At 52.1% G+C, this 19,031-nt stretch carries 10 protein-coding genes; 8 read left to right on the top strand and 2 right to left on the bottom strand.

Annotated elements, in window-relative coordinates:
• Nucleotides 1-9: 9 nt before the first annotated feature.
• Both KTO58_RS24070 and KTO58_RS24065 read right to left on the bottom strand, forming a co-directional pair.
• Nucleotides 10-1,710 carry a PNGase F N-terminal domain-containing protein gene (locus KTO58_RS24070; RefSeq protein ID WP_225859897.1) on the bottom strand — a complete coding sequence of 567 codons (1,701 nt, stop codon included), beginning with the start codon at nucleotides 1,708-1,710 and terminating at the stop codon, nucleotides 10-12.
• Nucleotides 1,711-1,827: 117 nt separating this feature from the next.
• Nucleotides 1,828-2,424 (bottom strand): NifU family protein, encoded by a 597-nt coding sequence (locus KTO58_RS24065; RefSeq protein ID WP_095836958.1) that lies wholly within the window; start codon nucleotides 2,422-2,424, stop codon nucleotides 1,828-1,830.
• A 236-nt stretch (nucleotides 2,425-2,660) separates the two neighbouring features.
• On the opposite strand from KTO58_RS24065, the gene KTO58_RS24060 reads away from it, so the two are divergent.
• From KTO58_RS24060 to KTO58_RS24025, 8 genes are all read left to right on the top strand, one after another.
• On the top strand, nucleotides 2,661-3,113 hold the full coding sequence (locus tag KTO58_RS24060; protein WP_095836959.1) for a methylglyoxal synthase: 453 nt from the start codon (nucleotides 2,661-2,663) through the stop codon (nucleotides 3,111-3,113).
• Between the two features lie 121 nt (nucleotides 3,114-3,234).
• Complete coding sequence (locus KTO58_RS24055) at nucleotides 3,235-3,756, top strand: type II toxin-antitoxin system PemK/MazF family toxin (RefSeq protein WP_095836960.1); 522 nt, start codon at nucleotides 3,235-3,237, stop codon at nucleotides 3,754-3,756.
• 148 nt (nucleotides 3,757-3,904) lie between these two features.
• A complete protein-coding gene (locus tag KTO58_RS24050) occupies nucleotides 3,905-5,446 on the top strand; it encodes a glycoside hydrolase family 10-like protein (RefSeq protein WP_095836961.1) in 1,542 nt (513 codons plus the stop codon).
• 643 nt (nucleotides 5,447-6,089) lie between these two features.
• On the top strand, nucleotides 6,090-10,619 hold the full coding sequence (gene gltB / locus KTO58_RS24045) for a glutamate synthase large subunit (RefSeq protein ID WP_095836962.1): 4,530 nt from the start codon (nucleotides 6,090-6,092) through the stop codon (nucleotides 10,617-10,619).
• A 34-nt stretch (nucleotides 10,620-10,653) separates the two neighbouring features.
• A complete protein-coding gene (locus KTO58_RS24040; RefSeq protein ID WP_095836963.1) occupies nucleotides 10,654-12,132 on the top strand; it encodes a glutamate synthase subunit beta in 1,479 nt (492 codons plus the stop codon).
• Between the two features lie 321 nt (nucleotides 12,133-12,453).
• Complete coding sequence (locus tag KTO58_RS24035; RefSeq protein ID WP_095836964.1) at nucleotides 12,454-13,092, top strand: DUF6563 family protein; 639 nt, start codon at nucleotides 12,454-12,456, stop codon at nucleotides 13,090-13,092.
• Nucleotides 13,093-13,180: 88 nt separating this feature from the next.
• Nucleotides 13,181-13,810, top strand: coding sequence for a LysE family translocator (locus KTO58_RS24030; protein WP_095836965.1), 630 nt, complete (start codon nucleotides 13,181-13,183; stop codon nucleotides 13,808-13,810).
• 159 nt (nucleotides 13,811-13,969) lie between these two features.
• Entirely contained in the window at nucleotides 13,970-19,030 is a 5,061-nt protein-coding gene (locus KTO58_RS24025) for a translocation/assembly module TamB domain-containing protein (RefSeq protein ID WP_095836966.1), read from the top strand.
• Nucleotide 19,031 lies beyond the last annotated feature (1 nt).

The following is a 19,031-nucleotide window of genomic DNA, read 5'->3' as shown; positions in this document are numbered from 1 at the left end:
AATGATCACTTATCCTTGCTCACCAATCAGGCAACCGGAGACGTTCCAGGCGCTGAAGCTGCCTCCCTCCGGCTCTCCCAGCGGGATCGCCACCTGTATTGTATGCTTCCCGGGCGCCAGGTCGGGCAATGGGATGCTCACCGGTAATGTCAGCGTACCCGGACACCAGTTGGAACGACTCAGATCGGAAGAGGATAATCCGTTGCCAAAGTTGCCGGAAGCTGGGTTCAGCAACCGGTAAGTCGCACAGTCCGTACGCCAGGGCATAAAGTGATATACCCGCTTGCCGTCCACAAATATCTCGTTCAGCTTGGGATTGAATTCGTCGCCGCCGCCCCAGCCGCCATGGCCAGTAGTGATATAACGCAGCTGCAGGTTCTTCAGTCCCGCCGGGATATCTACGGTTATACGCAGAGAATCCTGTTTGAACATGGTCGCATATTCCTGCCCGGCCATCTCCATCAGGTTCGTTGTGTTGAACACAGGGCTGATCCAGGTCTTACTCATCTTGGCGGATTCTTCTTTGCTGTATCCGGGATAGTATTTAAGTCGCAGGCTCACCTTGTGGCCGCCTTTGTCGTAGTTGCCGATAAATACCCCCAGCAACACGTCTCCCTGCATGCGTGCATGCAACTCCGTGATATCCTGTTTATATAGCGCTGAATCTGCCCACTGGTATCCTTTTATCTGCACCTGCTGGTTGAATTGACGTACCCCGAATGGCGTAAAAAACCGCATCAGCTCCAGCGTAGGCTGGTAGTGATCCGTTACCGTCACGCCCTGGTATTTTTTCCCTTGCTTATCGGTATATACCGGCAATGCCTGTACGCCTTTCTGCAGCCCATCCAGGAAAGAGGTCGCCTTGTCCGTCGGGATCACAAACACAGAACCGGTACGGTCGTAGGCATCTCCGTTGGAATATTGTACCAGCTCGGCAAACAGCTGTTGCCCGGCCTGCGGTACGGGCAGTTTTACTTTTTTGAGGATCACCGTGCCGCCGGCAAAATGATAGGTGACCCCGGCAGATAGCTGCTGCACAGTGTCCGTAGGCGCTCCGAAACAGATCTGCTCATTATCAAATATGGGCAGCGTCACATAACGGCGCTCGATCACCTGTTGCATATAAGCGGCATCATCTACCCGCTGCCCCATATCGGCTGGCCAGTTCAGCTCTTTGTCCTTTACCGGACGGAAGTCGATCTTCTGTGCAATCTGTTCGAAACTGCCGTTACGCACGGTTTTAAGCACCAGCCCCAGTCCTGCTCCCGTAGCGATACCGGGTGTCCCTTTGATCGGCAGCTGGTCGGTATACCATACCTCAATCGTGTTGGAACGGATGAACAGCTTCGCCTTCTTACAGCGATAGCCCAGGATGGTGGCCGTGTCCGTTAATAATTCCGGTTGTGCATAGGTAGAGAAGGGTTTACGCAGCGTGTACCGCTGCCCCTTATCGTCTGTCAACACCTGGTAAGATACCTGCTCCTGCATGTCCAGGTATTGCTGTTCCTGTTGCGATGCCCCATCGGGTGGCGCCAGATACACCCGCGGCCCCTTGATGTATAGGGTAAGGGCGTTGGCGCGGATCGCTTTTCCATTGTTCCGGACACCATAGGTCACTACTGCCTCTTGTTGCGGTGGCGCTGCCTTCCGTTGTCCCATGACCGGCTGTATCAGGGCTAGACCTGCTACTACAGCCAAAATTCGGCTCATGTTCATATCCTGTTCTTTTTTTGAAGCACCAAAACTAACAAATCCATCTCCCAAATAAAAAAGCACAGCCACAAAGGCTGTGCTCATTTTAACACTATCATTCTTCTCAACTATGGCTTATTCAGCTTCTGCCACGACCTCTTTCACCTCAGGTATCATGCGTTTCATCATACCTTCAATACCAGCCTTCAGCGTGATCATGGACGAAGGACATCCGGAACAGGAACCCTGCAACATCAGCTTTACCACGCCATCCTCATAATCTTTGAACTGGATAGCACCGCCATCCATTTCAACCGCAGGTTTCACATAGTTTTCCAATAATTCTTTAATACGTTTTACTACATCACTGTCATCCGCATTCACTTCGTTAGTAGCAACGGTCTTTGTCACCACGATCTCATCTTCGTTCACCACCGGACGACCCTCTTCCAGATACTCTTTCAAGAACGCTTTCACTGTAGGAATGATATCACTCCAGTCAGTATCCACCGTTTTTGTCAGGGTAATAAAGTTTGCCATGATAAACACCCCTCTGATAAAAGGGAAGCTGAACAACTCCGTAGCCAGGGGCGACGGTTTTGCACTGGCCTCATCCGGAAAATCGATGCTCTTACCAGGATACAACAGTTTGTTTGCCACAAACTTCATCGTCTCCGGGTTCGGTGTCATCTCCGTATATATGCTTATAATGGGATTGCCTGTTTTAATCATTTTATCCTAATTTAACAACACAAAGTTAGCAAACTTCCACCAGAATGTCCGGGTTTTAAACACGTATCTTCCATCGAATTTTACAATACCCGTATAAGACAAGCCTATATAATCTCCCTTACACTTATTAATTTTAACCCCTATGTCGCCATACTGCCGCATTCCCGCGGATCAATGCCCTTTTATTAAAAAAATCTCCCTTATCCTGCTATTTTTGCAACAACTAAAGAGGGGACATGCAAGCCGTTAAAACACTTAAAGCAAGGAAACGCATCGCGCTCATCGCGCACGACCACAAAAAAGCAGAGCTCATCGACTGGGCTGTTTATAACAAAACCGTCCTGGCACGTCACGAACTTTACGCTACCGGCACCACCGGCCGCCTGCTCGAAGAAAACCTCGACGTGCCCGTCCGCAAACTACTTAGCGGCCCCCTGGGTGGCGACCAGCAAATCGGCGCCCTCATCGCTGAAGGCAACGTCGACGCCGTTATCTTCTTCTGGGACCCCATGGAAGCCCTGCCGCACGACCCGGATATCAAAGCCCTGCTCCGCCTCAGCGCCGTATGGAATATCCCGCTGGCCTGCAACCGCACCTCCGCCGATTTCCTCATGACCTCTCCGCTCATGCACCAGGAATACGAGGTCATCCTCCCCGACTACTCTCAATACATTGGCCGCAAGGTCTGATCATAATGAAGGATCCCCGCCCCAACAGGCGGGGATATCTTTTTCCTACTTCCCGCATCTCTCTTCCTCCTTTTTTCGTAATTTAATTCATAGTTACAACCCCTTAACCCCCTTATCAGTCATGTCGTTGGAAACCATCCTCTACAGCAAAGCTGAATATATCGCTGATACCGCCGTATTCCTCTTCGAACCCGACAACAGCGATGACCACCTCCACCAGTTATACCGCCTGCTCGACCTCTCCGAAGTCTATTCGCTGGTATACGACACCCACCACACTACTACCCCCACCACTCACACCGCTCCCGACAAAGTACCTAAAGGCACCGTCGTTCTCATCCCATTCCCCTTCACCGACAACTCTGACACCAAACTACGCCCCGCCCTCGTACTCGCCCAAACCTCCCACGACATCACCCTCGTATTCATGACCACCCGCATCCACCACCAGCAATCCACCGATGTACTCATCCACCCACAGCCCGGCAACGGTATCAAAAGAACCTCCCTGCTGCGGCTATCCAAGATCGCGACCCTGGCTAAAGACATGGTCGCTGGTACCCTCGGCCGCCTCGATCACCACACCATGAACGAAGTCAACGAAAAACTGATCAAGTTACTCCGTCTTCACACCCACAGCTAACGCACAATACCCACACCACATTCCCCTTCCGGATACAATACAGTATACCGCTCTGCATAGGTTCGAATTTATTCATTCGTGAATATTTTATATTCTTTCTGATGTCATAGCTTATTTTCGCAGTTTATTGGAAACTAAAGTATTGTAGATGGTGAAGCAACTTTTAGCCGGAGTGGTGCTACTATGCAGCTTCCTGGGTCCGGCTCGGGCGCAATTGCCGCCCAAACGGGAACTAAGAGCTGTCTGGATCGCAACCGTAGAAAACATCGACTGGCCTTCCAGAAGAGGACTATCCTCCGAACAACAACAACAGGAGTTCATTAATATTCTCAACCAGCAACAACGAAATGGCATGAACGCCGTGGTCGTACAGGTACGTCCCGTAGCCGATGCCTTCTATGCCTCCCCCTTCGAACCCTGGTCCGAATACCTCACCGGTGTACAAGGGCAGGCCCCCAATCCCTACTACGATCCCCTCCAGTTCATGATCGCCGAAACCCATAAAAGGGGAATGGAGTTCCATGCCTGGTTCAATCCATATCGCGCCGTATTCAACGTCAACAGGAGCAGCGTTGCCGCCAACCACATCACCCGGCTCAAACCACAATGGTTCCTTACCTACGGCGATAAAAAATACTTCAACCCGGGTATACAGGAAGTACGCGACTATGTCGCTCTCATCATCAAAGACGTCGTACATCGTTATGATATCGACGCCGTTCACTTCGACGATTACTTCTACCCCTACCGCCTGCCGGGAAAAGAATTTCCCGACTACGCCACCTACCGGCTGCAAGGCACTAACATGATGATCGACGACTGGCGCCGTGCCAACGTCGATGCTATCATCCAGCAACTCGGCACTACCATTAAAGCAGAAAAGCCCTGGGTAAAATTCGGTATCAGCCCCTTCGGCGTATGGCGCAACCGCGATAAAGACCCAGAAGGCTCCGATACCCGCGGCGGCCAGACCAACTACGACGACCTCTACGCCGATGTGCTCAAATGGCTGCGCAATAAATGGATAGATTATGTAACCCCCCAATTGTATTGGGAGAGTGGCCACCGCCTCGTCGCATATGAAGTACTGCTCGACTGGTGGAGCCGCCATGGATATGGCCGTCACGTCTATATCGGCCATGGCGTATACCGCCTCGGCAGCAATGCCGCCTGGAAAAATCCCAACGAACTGCCCCAGCAAATACTGGATGCCCGCACCCTCAGCACCGTACAGGGCAGCATGTTCTATAGCGCCAAGTCGTTCTCCGGCAACCCGCTGGGCATAGAAGACACCTTGCGTAATCACCTCTATAAATATCCAGCCCTCCGGCCTGCCATGCCCTGGCTGGGCCTCCGCGCACCGGAGCCTCCGTATTTCATCGATGCCTTCGAACGCCCCTCCGGCCTGCATCTATACTGGGCCGACGACGATACCTCCGGCCGTACCAATCAATACGCCCTCTATCGCTTCGAAGCCAATGAAGTCATCAATCTCAACGATCCGTCCAAGATCATCGCTATCGTTCCGCAAATGCCGGATCCGCAATTCGTCGATGTCGCCTACGTCAAAGGACATCTGTACACCTACATCGTCACCGCCCTCGATCGTGTACAAAACGAAAGCCCCGCCAGCGACCCGCTGCGTATGCGCATGGCCGGCAGGGAAGTACAGTTCCTCTTTGAACCTTAAACAGGATAAGATCAGCTGAATATACTACCGGCCACATCATATTCTGATGTGGCCGGTTAATTTTATACTACTCACCACCTCCGCCTAGTCTTTCTTCCATCTCCCTTCCTATAGCTCTCCTGTAGCATTCCTGTAACATTCCTATAGCCTTCCTATAAGCAACGGATATACCTCGATATACCCTGCCTATACAATGGCTATACAATGCTTATACAACGCTTATAGCCTGGTTATACAACACCCGCATAACTATACTATAAATCAACACCTTATGCATTGTCGGACGTATACAGGCCGTCGTAATTCCTTGTAAATCAATATATTAAAACCCATTTCACGAGGTATCCTCGCCGCCGGGCTTCCTTTCATATAATGTTATTTTAACATTTCCACATTTTCTCCACTTCCCCTTTTCTTGCTTACCGTTCTCTCCCGGACGATCACCGCACTTCATCTTCGTATATTTTTAATAAACCGTACTTACTTTTTATAATTTTCTAAATTTTTCATTTTAAACAAATGTTTGTGCAAAAAATACCGCATTCCTTTAGTATCTTTAAACCGTTCCCAAAACAATTACGGTACATTTTCCGAAGGCATACGCCTATGGGGTGAAGTGTGCCTGGCCTAAAACTCTAAACTAATGCACGAAGTGAGAAATTTGCAAGGACTGTATCGCCCGGAATTTGAGCATGATGCCTGCGGAACCGGTTTCACCGCCCACATCAAAGGGCGCAAATCGCATCAGATCATCCGGGACGCTTTGACCATGCTCGAAAACATGGAACATCGCGGCGCCTGCGGCTGCGAACGCACCACGGGTGATGGCGCCGGCATCCTCATCCAGATGCCCCATGAGTTCCTGTATAATGAATGTCTGGAAATAGGCATCCGCCTCCCCGAATTTGGTAAATACGGCGTCGGCATGATCTTCTTCCCCAAAGAACCTCGCTGGAGAGAAGAATGCCGCGAAATACTGCAAAGAGCGGCCGAAAAACTCGGCCTCGAAATATTAGGATATCGTAAAGTACCCGTTCGCCCCGAAGGAATAGGAGAGAGCGCCCTCTCCGTAGAACCCGAGATCGAACAGGTATTCATCGCCTGCCCGCATCATATTAACGACCAGGAGTCTTTCGAACGCAAACTGTTCATTCTCCGTAACTATATTTCAAAAACTGTCCGGAACACCGTTCCCAAAGACAAAGCCTCCTTCTACATCGTTTCCCTCTCCTCTAAAACGATCGTATATAAAGGACAACTGACCACCTACCAGGTAAGACATTACTATATGGATCTCAGCGACGAGAAAATGGTGTCCGCCTTCGCGCTCATCCACTCCCGCTTCGCAACCAACACCTTCCCCAGCTGGAAACTGGCACACCCATATAGATATATCGCCCACAACGGCGAGATCAACACCCTCAAAGGAAATCTCAACTGGCTGCGCGCCGGCGAAAGGGACTTCGCCTCCAAATACTTCTCCGCAGAAGAAATGGAAATGATCCTGCCTATCGTAGAAGAAGGCCAGTCCGACTCCGCCAGCCTCGACAACGTCGTAGAACTACTCACCCTCTCCGGCCGGTCACTGCCACATGTAATGATGATGCTCATCCCCGAAGCATGGGATGGCAACGAAGACATGGACCCGGCCAAAAAAGCATTCTACGAGTACCACGCCTCCCTTATGGAACCCTGGGACGGCCCCGCTTCCATCTCCTTCACAGATGGTAAGATCATCGGCGCCACCCTCGACCGTAATGGACTTCGCCCCAGCCGCTTCGTCGTTACCAAAGACGATCGCGTGATCATGGCCTCCGAAGCCGGCGTACTGCCCATAGACCCCGCCAACATACAGCAAAAAGGCCGGCTGCAACCGGGCAAAATGTTCATCGTAGACATGGAACAGGGCCGCATCATCGGTGATGAAGAGCTCAAACAAACCATTTGCACCCAACAGCCCTACGGCGAATGGCTCAATAAATACAAGATCAGACTGGAAGAACTCCCGGAACCTAGGGTCACCTTCACCCACCTGGAACACGACCAGATCTTCAAATACCAGCGATCCTTCGGTTACAGCACCGAAGACCTGGAAACCATCATCTCCCCCATGGCCATCGAGGGCAAAGAACCCGTAGGCTCCATGGGCACCGACGTACCACTGGCCATCCTCAGCGATCAGCCACAACACCTGAGCAGCTACTTCAAACAGCTGTTCGCACAGGTAACCAACCCACCCATCGACCCCATCCGGGAAAGACTGGTGATGTCCCTGGCCACCTTCGTCGGCAACAATGGCAACCTGCTCGACGAGAACCCGCTGCACTGTCACGGTCTCGCCCTGCATCATCCCATCCTGAACAACTACGAACTGGAAAAGATCCGCAGCATCGACACCGGTATCTTCCAGGCCAAAACCTTACATACCTACTTCAAAGCCGATGGCAAACCAGGCTCCCTCGAAAAAGGCCTCGCCCGCCTCTGCCGCTATGCTGTAGATGCCGTAGATGATGGTTTCGAAGTAATCATCCTCTCCGACAGGGCCATCGATTCCGAACATGCCGCCATCCCCTCCCTGCTGGCCGCTTCCGCCGTTCACCACCACCTCATCCGAAAAGGATACCGTGGCCAGGTAGGACTTATCGTAGAAGCCGGCGACGTTTGGGAAGTACATCACTTCGCCTGCCTGCTGGGCTTCGGTGCCACCGCCATCAATCCGTACCTCGCTCTCAGCACCATCCGCGATATGAAACTGGGTGGCAAACTGCAAACCTCCCTCGACGTAGATCAACTCAAAAAGAACTATATCAAAGCCGTTTGCGATGGCTTGCTCAAAGTATTCTCCAAAATGGGTATCTCCACCCTCCAGTCTTACCAGGGGGCACAGATATTCGAAATACTGGGTATCAACCAGTCCGTGGTAGACCGCTACTTCGCCGGTGCTGTTTCCCGCCTGCAAGGGCTCGGCCTCGACGAGATCGCAAGAGAAACACTGGCCAAACACTGGGTAGGATATGGCCGCAAAGAAACACCCGTACAACGCCTCACCACCGGCGGCGTATACCAATGGAAAAGGAAGGGCGAATTCCACTTATTCAACCCGACCACCATCCACCTGCTGCAATACGCTACCCGCCAGGGTGACTATAATATCTTCAAGAAGTACTCCAAAGCGATCAACGAACAGACCGAACAGGCCTGCACCTTACGCAGCCTCTTCTCCTTCAAACGTAATCGCAGTGCCGTACCCATCGAAGAAGTAGAACCAGCAGCCGACATCCTGAAACGTTTCGCTACCGGCGCCATGAGCTTCGGCTCCATTTCGCACGAAGCCCACTCCACACTCGCCATCGCCATGAACCGCATCGGCGCCAAGAGCAATACCGGCGAAGGGGGAGAAGATGAACTGCGTTATGAACTCCTGCCCAATGGCGACAGCATGCGCTCCGCCATCAAACAGGTCGCCAGCGCCCGCTTCGGTGTCACCAGCTACTACCTCACCAACGCAGACGAACTGCAGATCAAAATGGCACAGGGCGCCAAACCGGGTGAAGGTGGACAGCTGCCTGGCCATAAAGTAGACGAATGGATCGCCAAAGTAAGACACTCCACACCGGGAGTAGGCCTCATATCACCTCCTCCACACCACGATATCTACTCTATCGAAGACCTGGCACAGCTCATCTTCGACCTTAAAAACGCCAACCGCGCCGCCCGTATCAGCGTTAAGCTGGTATCCAAAGCCGGTGTAGGCACTATCGCGGCCGGTGTGGCCAAAGCCCATGCCGACGTGATCCTCATCGCAGGTAACGATGGCGGCACCGGCGCTTCTCCCATCAGCTCCATCAAACATGCAGGGCTGCCTTGGGAACTGGGCCTCGCCGAAACCCATCAGACCCTCGTTCGTAACAAACTTCGCAGCCGCGTGATCGTACAGGCCGACGGACAACTCCGCACCGGCCGCGATATCGCCATCGCCACCCTGCTCGGCGCCGAAGAATGGGGCGTAGCCACCGCTGCTCTCATAGTAGAAGGCTGTATCATGATGCGCAAATGCCATCTCAATACCTGCCCCGTAGGCGTCGCTACCCAGGACCCCGAACTGCGCAAACGCTTCGCCGGTGATCCGCAACACGTAGTGAACCTCTTCACCTTCCTAGTCGAAGAACTCCGCGAAATCATGGCCAGCCTCGGTTTCCGTACCATCAACGAAATGGTCGGACAGGTAGAATGCCTCCAGGTACGCGAAGGGGTAGACCACTGGAAATACAAACACCTCGACCTCTCTCCGGTACTCTATCGCGAACCCGCCGGACCAGAAGTAGGCTTGTACAAACAGGAAGAACAAGATCACGGTATCAGCGAAGTGCTCGACTGGCAACTGCTCAAAGCAGCACAACCTGCTATAGATAAGAAAACACGCGTATTCCAGCAATACAACGTCCGCAATACAGACCGGACCATCGGTACCATCGTCTCCAACGAAATATCTAAAAAGTATAAGAGCGAAGGACTGCCGGAAGATACCATCCACTTCAAGTTCCTGGGCTCCGCCGGACAAAGCTTCGGTGCTTTCAATACCAAAGGAGTGACCCTCGAACTCGAAGGAGAAGCCAATGACTACTTCGGTAAAGGCCTCTCCGGTGCTAAGCTCATCCTCTACCCGTCTGCTGAAGCCGGGTTCAAAGCAGAAGAAAACAGCATCGCCGGTAACGTAGCCTTCTACGGCGCCACCTCCGGAGAAGCCTATATCCGCGGTAAAGCCGGCGAACGTTTCTGCGTCCGCAACTCCGGCGCCACCGTCGTGGTAGAAGGGGTAGGCGATCATGGCTGCGAATATATGACGGGCGGTAAAGCCGTCATACTCGGCAGCACCGGCCGCAACTTCGGCGCCGGTATGAGTGGCGGTATCGCCTTCGTATACGATGTAAAAGGCACCTTCGCCGGGTACTGTAACCGCGATATGATCGACCTCGATCCGCTCGATCAGGACGACATCACCCAGCTGCACGACCTGATCACCAAACACCACGCTTATACTAACAGCACCGTGGCCAGATTCATCCTCAAAGACTGGGAAAATCAACTACGGCATTTCGTAAAAGTATTCCCGAAAGAATACAAGGTAGCATTGAAAGCCGCTGTCTCTGCCAAACAACAGGTAAGAAAATAACAGCATTTCTCTATTACCCTCTAAATTTTCAGTAATGGGCAAACCAACAGGATTTCTTGAATTTACGCGCGAACTGCCTGGCAAATCAAAGCCGGCAGACAGGATACAACACTATAACGAGTTTATAGAGCGGTTCCCGGAAGAGAAGCTGAACCAGCAGTCCGCCCGTTGTATGAACTGTGGCGTTCCCTTTTGCCATAGCGGATGCCCTCTGGGCAACGTGATACCCGAGTTCAATGACGCCGTATACCGCCAGGACTGGCGCGAAGCGTACGATATATTAACCAGTACCAACAACTTCCCGGAATTCACCGGCCGCATCTGCCCAGCTCCGTGCGAAAGCGCCTGCGTACTGGGCATCAACCAACCTCCCGTTGCCATCGAAGAGATCGAACGCCATATCATCGAGATCGCTTTCGATAAAGGGCTCGTACAGGCCAAAACACCTCGCGTGCGCACAGGCAAAAAAGTGGCAGTAATAGGCTCCGGCCCCGCCGGCCTCGCCGCTGCCGCCCAGCTCAACTCTGCCGGCCATCTCGTCACCGTATTCGAAAGAGATGACGCCCCCGGAGGCCTCCTCAGATACGGTATCCCCGATTTTAAACTGGAAAAGTGGGTCATCGACCGCCGTATAAAACTGATGGAAGAAGAAGGGATCACCTTCCTCTGTAATGCCAACGTAGGCGTAAATGTCAACGTCAACGACCTACTGCGCGAATATAGCGCTATCGTGCTGGCAGGTGGCTCCACCATCCCCCGCGATCTCGATATCCCGGGTCGTAACCTCCAGGGCGTACACTTCGCCATGGATTTCCTCAAACAACAGAACAAAAGAGTCAGCAACCGCCAGGTAGAGGGCTCCGATATACTGGCCGCCGGCAAACGCGTTGTAGTAATAGGAGGGGGCGATACCGGCTCCGACTGTGTAGGTACCTCCAACCGCCATGGTGCTACTAACATCACCCAACTTGAACTGCTTCCCAAACCACCCGAAGCCCGCACCTCCTTCATGCCATGGCCTACTTATCCCATGGTACTCAAAACATCCTCTTCCCACGAAGAAGGCGCCAGCAGAGAATGGGCCGTGGCCACCAAAGCTTTTATCGGCGACGAACAGGGCAAACTGAAAGCGCTGAAGATCGTGAAACTGGAATGGGCATTGGGCGCCGATGGCAGACCAGGTGGATTCAAAGAAGTGCCAGGTACCGAACAGGAAATACCTTGCGAGCTGGCATTCCTCGCCATGGGCTTCGTTCATCCCCAGCATACCGGCATGCTGGACGACCTGGGCGTCGAAAAAGATGAAAGAGGCAATGTAAAAGCCACCGAAAGAGCTTACCAAACTTCCATACCCAAAATATTCGCCGCCGGAGATATCCGCCGGGGACAGTCCCTGGTAGTATGGGCCATCAGCGAAGGACGCGAATGCGCCCGCAAAGTAGACGAATTCCTCATGGGTACCTCCCAGCTCGAAAGCAAGGACAATTCCCTCCAGGCACTCGCTATCTTGTAATGTGAAAAATAATAACGCTGTTTTAATGCAAAAACCAGCGGGATTTTTTATACTTTAATGGTAGATCTGTGGATGATTGGAAATTCGAACATCGAATTTTAACTTTTTTCTCATAAGCAGGTTTAGATTTTGTTGTAACCTTCAGCCGGGCCGGGTATTCACCCGGCCTTTTTTTACTGTCCCGGGTACAATTATCGGCCGCCGGCACTTCAACGCCCCCCAAAGAACCACCCGCTGGTAATATTCCCCGATCAGGCGATACAATCCGCCCATTAAGCTATTTCCGCTTCTCATGTCTGCCCCGCCGGGTAATTTTAGGCCATGAGACCAGCCATTCTTCTGCTATCACTGCTTTTCCTGTTGCCCATATCCGCCATCACAGCACAGGACAGCGCCGGTAAGCTCCCCTCCGCCAAGGACTTTATCCTGCTGGCCAATACCTTCCGGCCAGGGGTCTATAAGTCCTTCCAGGAATTCCAGCTCAATACCCCCTCCATGCAGGGAAATGTGGTTATCCGCCAACGAAGCGCCACCGCTCAGAAATACCTCCTTGCCAGCAGAAACGAACTATACCTCGTCGATGACAACGGGTTCGAACAAAAGATAAAAGAAGCCTGGGGCTACAGCGATGGCAAAGACATCTATATCCGCGATAATGGTTGGAATAAAATCCAGATGGTCGGCTCCTGGTGCCTGTATGAGATCAGAGGGGTAGGTGCCACTCCAGGTTACAATCCCAACGATATCCAAATCAGACCGGTAGCTTCCTCCTACAAAAAACAACGGGTGTTCAACGCCTACACAGGACAGCAATATGACCTCACGGTCTTTTATATGCGCAAATATATCCTCGCCGACGATCCCCCACTGCTGGACGAGTTCAAGGCAGATAAAGAACGGCAGGATCGCCTGGAATACTATATTCAGCGCTATAATCAGCATAAACGGCCTATACAATAGGGTACTAACTACCGCTCACAGCTATACGCAGCTCTCATTTCTCCTGCTTTAAGTACCTTTACGGTTCTTAACCGTAAATTCAACCTGTATGCTTGGCATTGACAACTTCGGCGCTTTCCTGCTGGCAGGGATATTGCTAAATATCACCCCGGGAGCTGATACTATGTATATACTCGCCCGTAGTATCTCGCAAGGGAAAAAAGCGGGTATCTCCTCTGTATTGGGCATCAGTACGGGGATAATTTTTCACACCCTGGCTGCCACTTTTGGACTTTCCCTCATCATTGCCCGGTCCGCACTCGCTTTTAGCATAGTAAAATATGCCGGGGCCGTATACCTGGTATATTTGGGCGTCCGCACCCTGACCAAAGGCGCCGACCTCCATACAGCTACACTGCCTGGTAATGCCCCTTCCGGACACAAAATATTCTGGTCCGGTGTACTGACCAATGTATTAAACCCCAAAGTGGCCCTCTTTTTCCTGGCCTTCCTCCCACAATTCATTGACAAAGCCCATATACAATCCCCTATACCTTACCTGGTATTGGGGCTGTGCTTCGTGATCACCAGCGTCTTATGGTTCCTGGTAATCGTGTGGTGCGCCGCAGCCATGTCTGCGCAGCTGAAATATAACGTTCGCGTAAAACAATGGCTCAATCGTATATCAGGAAGCGTTTTTATCTTGCTGGGCGTGAAACTGGCCCTGACAAGAAAATAAATAACAGGACCATGTGCTGGCCCCGCAGTAGCCATACTTATCCGTACAGGTATGGATTTTGTTGCGGAAAAATACCCCAAGGTCCGTATTTGTCCCTAACTAAACCATAAATGCTGTAAAGCGTTTATTTCAGTAAATTAATCATAGTAAATTTTAATAGTGGCAGCAACGACAGAGGAACAACAATATCATGGTCGTCCCTGGTGGCGATGGATTATATGGATCATCGCAGGTATCTTGTTATTGCCGGTAATGGCTGTACTACTGCTCCAGTTAGCACCAGTACAGGATTACCTGCGACGTCAGGGCGAATTATACCTGGAACGTAAACTACATACCAAAGTCCGAATCGGTTATCTCCGGGCCCGGGGCTGGCAATACCTGGAGCTCCGGCATGTATCCGTTACAGATACCGCCTCCCAGGCATTATTGTACAGTGGCTCCCTGAAAGTGCGATACAACCTGCTGTCGCTGATCAACAACGAACTACGCATCAATAAGCTGGAATGGGACTCCGTGCTGGCCAACGTATACCGCCGCCCGCAGGATAGCACCTTCAACTACCAGTTCATCATCGATGCCTTCGTCAGCAAAAAGACCGAACCGGATACCCTCTCCGCCGAAACCGGTACCACCCTCCAATTCCATATCAAAGACCTCGACCTGCGGCAGGTACGCCTCCGCTATATCGATGGCCTTACCGGTATGTCTGCCGTGGTACGCTTCGACTCCCTGCACGTTGACCCGGATGATATCCTGCTCAACGAGGGCGTATATGCGTTCAGGGGCCTTGCCCTTTCCGGCCTCAAAGGCTTCTTCAAACAGGAATACCTGCCAGACAGGATCACCAAAGCAGAGCCGCCGCCACCACCGGCAGATACCAGCAGCACCCCTTTCCACCTGCTGCTTAAAAAACTTCGTATCAGTAACAGCAGCTTCCTCTACACCGACGCTGGCAGCGGCATCTACACCGCCTGGCAGATCGGAGCGTTGCAACTGGATAACAGCAATATCGACCAGGATTCTACCCGGGTACAGATAGGCGAACTGAAACTGGATAATACCCGCGGTGTATTCGCCCTCAATGCCGGAAAGGATACCACCACCGCCCCGGTAGATACCAGCGCCGCCCCCAACACCTGGCAGGTGCTGGCTTCCAAAGTAGCGTTGAACAATCTGGCCGTACGTTTTGACAACAACAGCAGTAACAGCCCCAGGGCTCCTCATCATGATCCGGACTACAATCACCTGCTGCTGACCGGCTTCACCGCCAACATAGCAGACCTCCGCTATAAGCCCGACTCTACCAGCGCACAGCTCAAACAGCTGACACTGAAAGATCATTCCGGCTTTGCCGTAAAAACATTCCGGACCAATCTGCTATATACACCGCAGACCGTTTCCCTGCAACAACTGCTGCTGGAAACAAACAAAAGCATCCTCAGAAAAAATATAGCCGTCACCGTTCCTTCATGGTCTACTATCGCCGATCATCTCGACCTGCTGCAGATCAATGCGAACCTGGACTCCAGCCGTATCGCACTAGGGGAGTGGCTGCCATTCGTTCCCGATGCCCGCAAAAACAAGAACTTTGCGCCTTTATGGAACAAACAGCTGGCTATCAATGCTATCCTGAAAGGCAGCCTGGGAAAACTGATCATAGAAGAATTATACCTCCGGGATAATGAAGGCAACCTCATACAAACGAAGGGAGAGGTAGCACATGTTACCAACATGGACCTGCTGCAAGCCAATATCCCCGCCCTGTATATACAAACCGGCAACCGGGCGATCCGCTCCTGGCTACCCCATGGCACCCTGCCCGATACACCGCGTCTGCCCGAAAGAATGTCCATCACCGGGTCGTTCCTGGGTAGTATGAAGGATATGCAGACCTCCATACAGCTCAAAAGCAATATCGCCACTGCCAATCTCACCGCTCATCTGCAAAATATTACCGACAGCATCCGTGCGACCTACGATGTCAGCATGCCATTTTTCCGCATACATCCGGGTGTGATGCTGTACGATACCGCTATCGGCTGGGTGTCGGGCCACCTGAGTGCCAAAGGGCAGGGCTATGTGCTGAAATCCATGGTGGCCAACGCCTCCGCCAGGCTGAATGAAGCTACCTATAACGGCTATACTTACCACGATGTGTCCGTAGATGGTAATATCGATCACCGCCGCTTCCAGGTAAACGGCCAGAGTGGAGACACTGCTATCACCGCAAACTTTGATATCGCCGGCGTCCTGGCCGATACCACGCTGCGCGAACTGGTTGCCCACCTGCAGATTGAAAAAGCAGACCTCTACGCCACCCATTGGTATGCAGCTCCTTTCGTACTCAAAGCCGATCTGAATGCAGACTTTCCGAGCATCGAACCCCGTAACATCCAGGGCCAGGCGCTCATCACCGGTATCCAGGTCGCTACCAAAGGCCAGGTGTTCCCTCTCGACACCGTATCACTCGATGCCAAAAGGGATAGCCTGCAATACATCTCGCTGAAAGGACCTTTCGGGTTCCTAAACGCTAGCGGAGACATTGACTATACCAAAGTAGGAGATGCCTTCAGCAAACTCATTATGCGCCCGATTCAGCCACCGGATACTGCCAGGATAGTGAAGATCCCTTCCGGGCAATTACTGGCCTGGAATGCGGCTATTTCGTGGCCCCGCAGCCTGCAGGACCTGCTGCCCGGTCTGCGTATGGAAACACCCCTGGTCATGGAAGGCCGTCTCAATTCAGACAGCGCATTGCTCTGGATAAATGCCTCCCTGCCTAAAGTACGGTACGACTCTCTGCTGATAGACAGCCTGCAGCTGAAAGCCAGTATAGAAGACAGCCTCCTGCAGGCCGATATTTCAATCGCCCGCCTGCAACATCCGCTGGCACCATTACACCATACCGAGCTGAAAGCAAATGCTGTTGCCGGAAAACTCGACTGGGACCTGCTGCTGGAAGACAATAAACATGCGCCCAAGTATCAGGTCGGCGGCTTACTGTCCTTCCTGCCGGCCAACGTAATGGAACTCAGCATTAAACCAGACCTGCTGCTCAACCGCCTGAAATGGAATGTAGGAGAGCATAATATCGTACGCCTGCGCGATGGCCTGCCTGACAGCGCCCATCTCAAACTATCGTATAAGGAACAGTCTATCGCGTTGGTAACCCAGTCGGACAGTACTACCTTCCCTGCCGTAAATGCCCAGATCAAAGACTTCCAGCTGTCTACCATCACCGGGTTGCTGGCCGCGGACACGCTGCTGGCCACCGGCATCCTGAATGGCGAAGCTACCGCCCGTAACCTGGACAAATCACCGCTGATCGCTGCCAATATCCAACTCGACAGCCTCACCTTCCGGGGCTCCAAACTGGGTATCCTGAAAGCAGATGTACAAACACCTCAGCCGAACCAATACAAACTGGCCGCCAATCTGAGCGGCAATGACAATAACATCAATATCGAAGGTACCTACGACAGCACCATCAACGCCAACGTAGATATTGCCAAGCTCAATATGGCCTCACTGGAAGCCTTTACCTTCGGCCAGGTTACCCAGATGCAAGGAAGCATGGATGGGCAATTTACAGTTGCCGGTACCCCTTCGAAACCACAGGTCAACGGTAAACTCCATTTCAACGATGCAGGCGGAAATATAGCCTACATCGGCTCTACCTTAAGACTGCCGGATGAAACGCTGCTCTTCGATCAAAAAGGCATTACCCTCAATAAGCTGGTGATCGCCGACAGCCTTAACAATGAACTGGTAGTAAATGGGCAGATCCAGACCAACGACTTCTCCAATTTCCAATTCCTGCTGGATGTAAATGCAGAGGATTTTATGGCGCTGGGTGAACAAAAAAGCCAGGACCAGTGGATATACGGCCCCGCTTTCATCGACGCCAAGGCAAAGATCAGGGGCACCCTGGATCTGCCTCGTGTAGATGTCTCCGTGACCCTGCGTGATAAATCTAAAGTGACCGTGTCCATGCCTTCCAGCGATCCGGGTGTATCAGAAAGGGAAGGCGTGATCGTATTCGTCGATAAGGACAATCCTATCGATTCCTCCCTGATCACCAACCAGGATACTACCCGTTTCCAGAATCCCCGTCTCAAAGGCATCATATTCTCCGGTAACGCCGAGATTACCCCGGCCTCTACCATCAAGATGATCATCGATCCGCAAAACGGTGACTTCGTAGAGGCAAAAGGTACGGCCAACATCAACGCTACACTGGACCCCAGCAGCAAGATGAGCCTCACCGGCCGGTATGAGCTGCAAGAGGGTAAATATGAGATGTCGCTGAACCAACTCATCAAACGCTCTTTCGATATTGTAAAAGGAAGTGTGATCACCTTCAACGGTGACGCAATGGATGCAGACCTCGACATTACTGCCAAGTATACTGCCAACGCCCAGGCGATGGACCTGGTAGCAGATCAACTGGGCAATATGAACGAGACCGACCGCAATAAATACAAACAACGGCTGCCATTCGAAGTATACCTTATGATCAAAGGTAACCTTGCCAAACCGGATATCTCCTTCCGGCTGGATATGCCGGAGAGAGAGCGTAACGCCTTCGGTGGTAGTGTATATAACCGCCTCAAACAGATCAACCAGGTAACCTCAGAACTGAATAAACAGGTAATGGGCTTACTTGTTCTGGGCAGCTTCATTCCGGATGATCCGATGGCCGCTCTCAGTGGCGGAGGTGGAGTAGAGCAAGCCGCCCGCCAGAGTGTAAGTAAAATACTCTCCCAGCAGTTGAATAACCTGGCCGGTAACCTGATCAAAGGAGTAGATATCAACTTCGACCTGCAAAGCAGGCAGGATTATTCCACCGGCTCTGCCCAGGAGAGCACCAATCTCAATGTGGGGGTATCGAAACGCCTTTTCAACGACCGGTTAACGGTATCAGTGGGTTCTAATATCATGTTGCAGGGCCAGGCACAACAAAACACCAGCTCCCTCGTAGGGGATATCTCTGCAGAATACCAGCTTACGGCCGATGGGCGCTATCGTGTAAGGATCTACCAGCGTAATGCTACAGAGACCATTGTACAGGGCCAGGTGGTAGAAACCGGTGTAGCGTTCATGATCGTAATGGATTATGACGAATTCCGGGAAATCTTCCGCCGTAGCAGAAAAGATAAGGAAATTGCCGACGATCTGCAGAAAGAGAAGAAAAAATCAAAAAAGAAAAAGCGTTAAC

The organism is Chitinophaga pendula, from assembly GCF_020386615.1.
Lineage (GTDB): Bacteria > Bacteroidota > Bacteroidia > Chitinophagales > Chitinophagaceae > Chitinophaga > Chitinophaga pendula.
Note: the sequence above shows the minus strand (reverse complement) of the source record. Positions and strands in the feature narration are given on the sequence as shown.

Excerpts from the sequence above, each read along its gene's own strand:
- KTO58_RS24070 (WP_225859897.1), bottom strand. The coding sequence starts at position 1,710 with ATGAGCCGAATTTTGGCTGTAGTAGCAGGTCTAGCCCTGATACAGCCG.
- KTO58_RS24065 (WP_095836958.1), bottom strand. The coding sequence starts at position 2,424 with ATGATTAAAACAGGCAATCCCATTATAAGCATATATACGGAGATGACA.
- KTO58_RS24060 (WP_095836959.1), top strand. The coding sequence starts at position 2,661 with ATGCAAGCCGTTAAAACACTTAAAGCAAGGAAACGCATCGCGCTCATC.
- KTO58_RS24055 (WP_095836960.1), top strand. The coding sequence starts at position 3,235 with ATGTCGTTGGAAACCATCCTCTACAGCAAAGCTGAATATATCGCTGAT.
- KTO58_RS24050 (WP_095836961.1), top strand. The coding sequence starts at position 3,905 with ATGGTGAAGCAACTTTTAGCCGGAGTGGTGCTACTATGCAGCTTCCTG.
- gltB (WP_095836962.1), top strand. The coding sequence starts at position 6,090 with ATGCACGAAGTGAGAAATTTGCAAGGACTGTATCGCCCGGAATTTGAG.
- KTO58_RS24040 (WP_095836963.1), top strand. The coding sequence starts at position 10,654 with ATGGGCAAACCAACAGGATTTCTTGAATTTACGCGCGAACTGCCTGGC.
- KTO58_RS24035 (WP_095836964.1), top strand. The coding sequence starts at position 12,454 with ATGAGACCAGCCATTCTTCTGCTATCACTGCTTTTCCTGTTGCCCATA.
- KTO58_RS24030 (WP_095836965.1), top strand. The coding sequence starts at position 13,181 with ATGCTTGGCATTGACAACTTCGGCGCTTTCCTGCTGGCAGGGATATTG.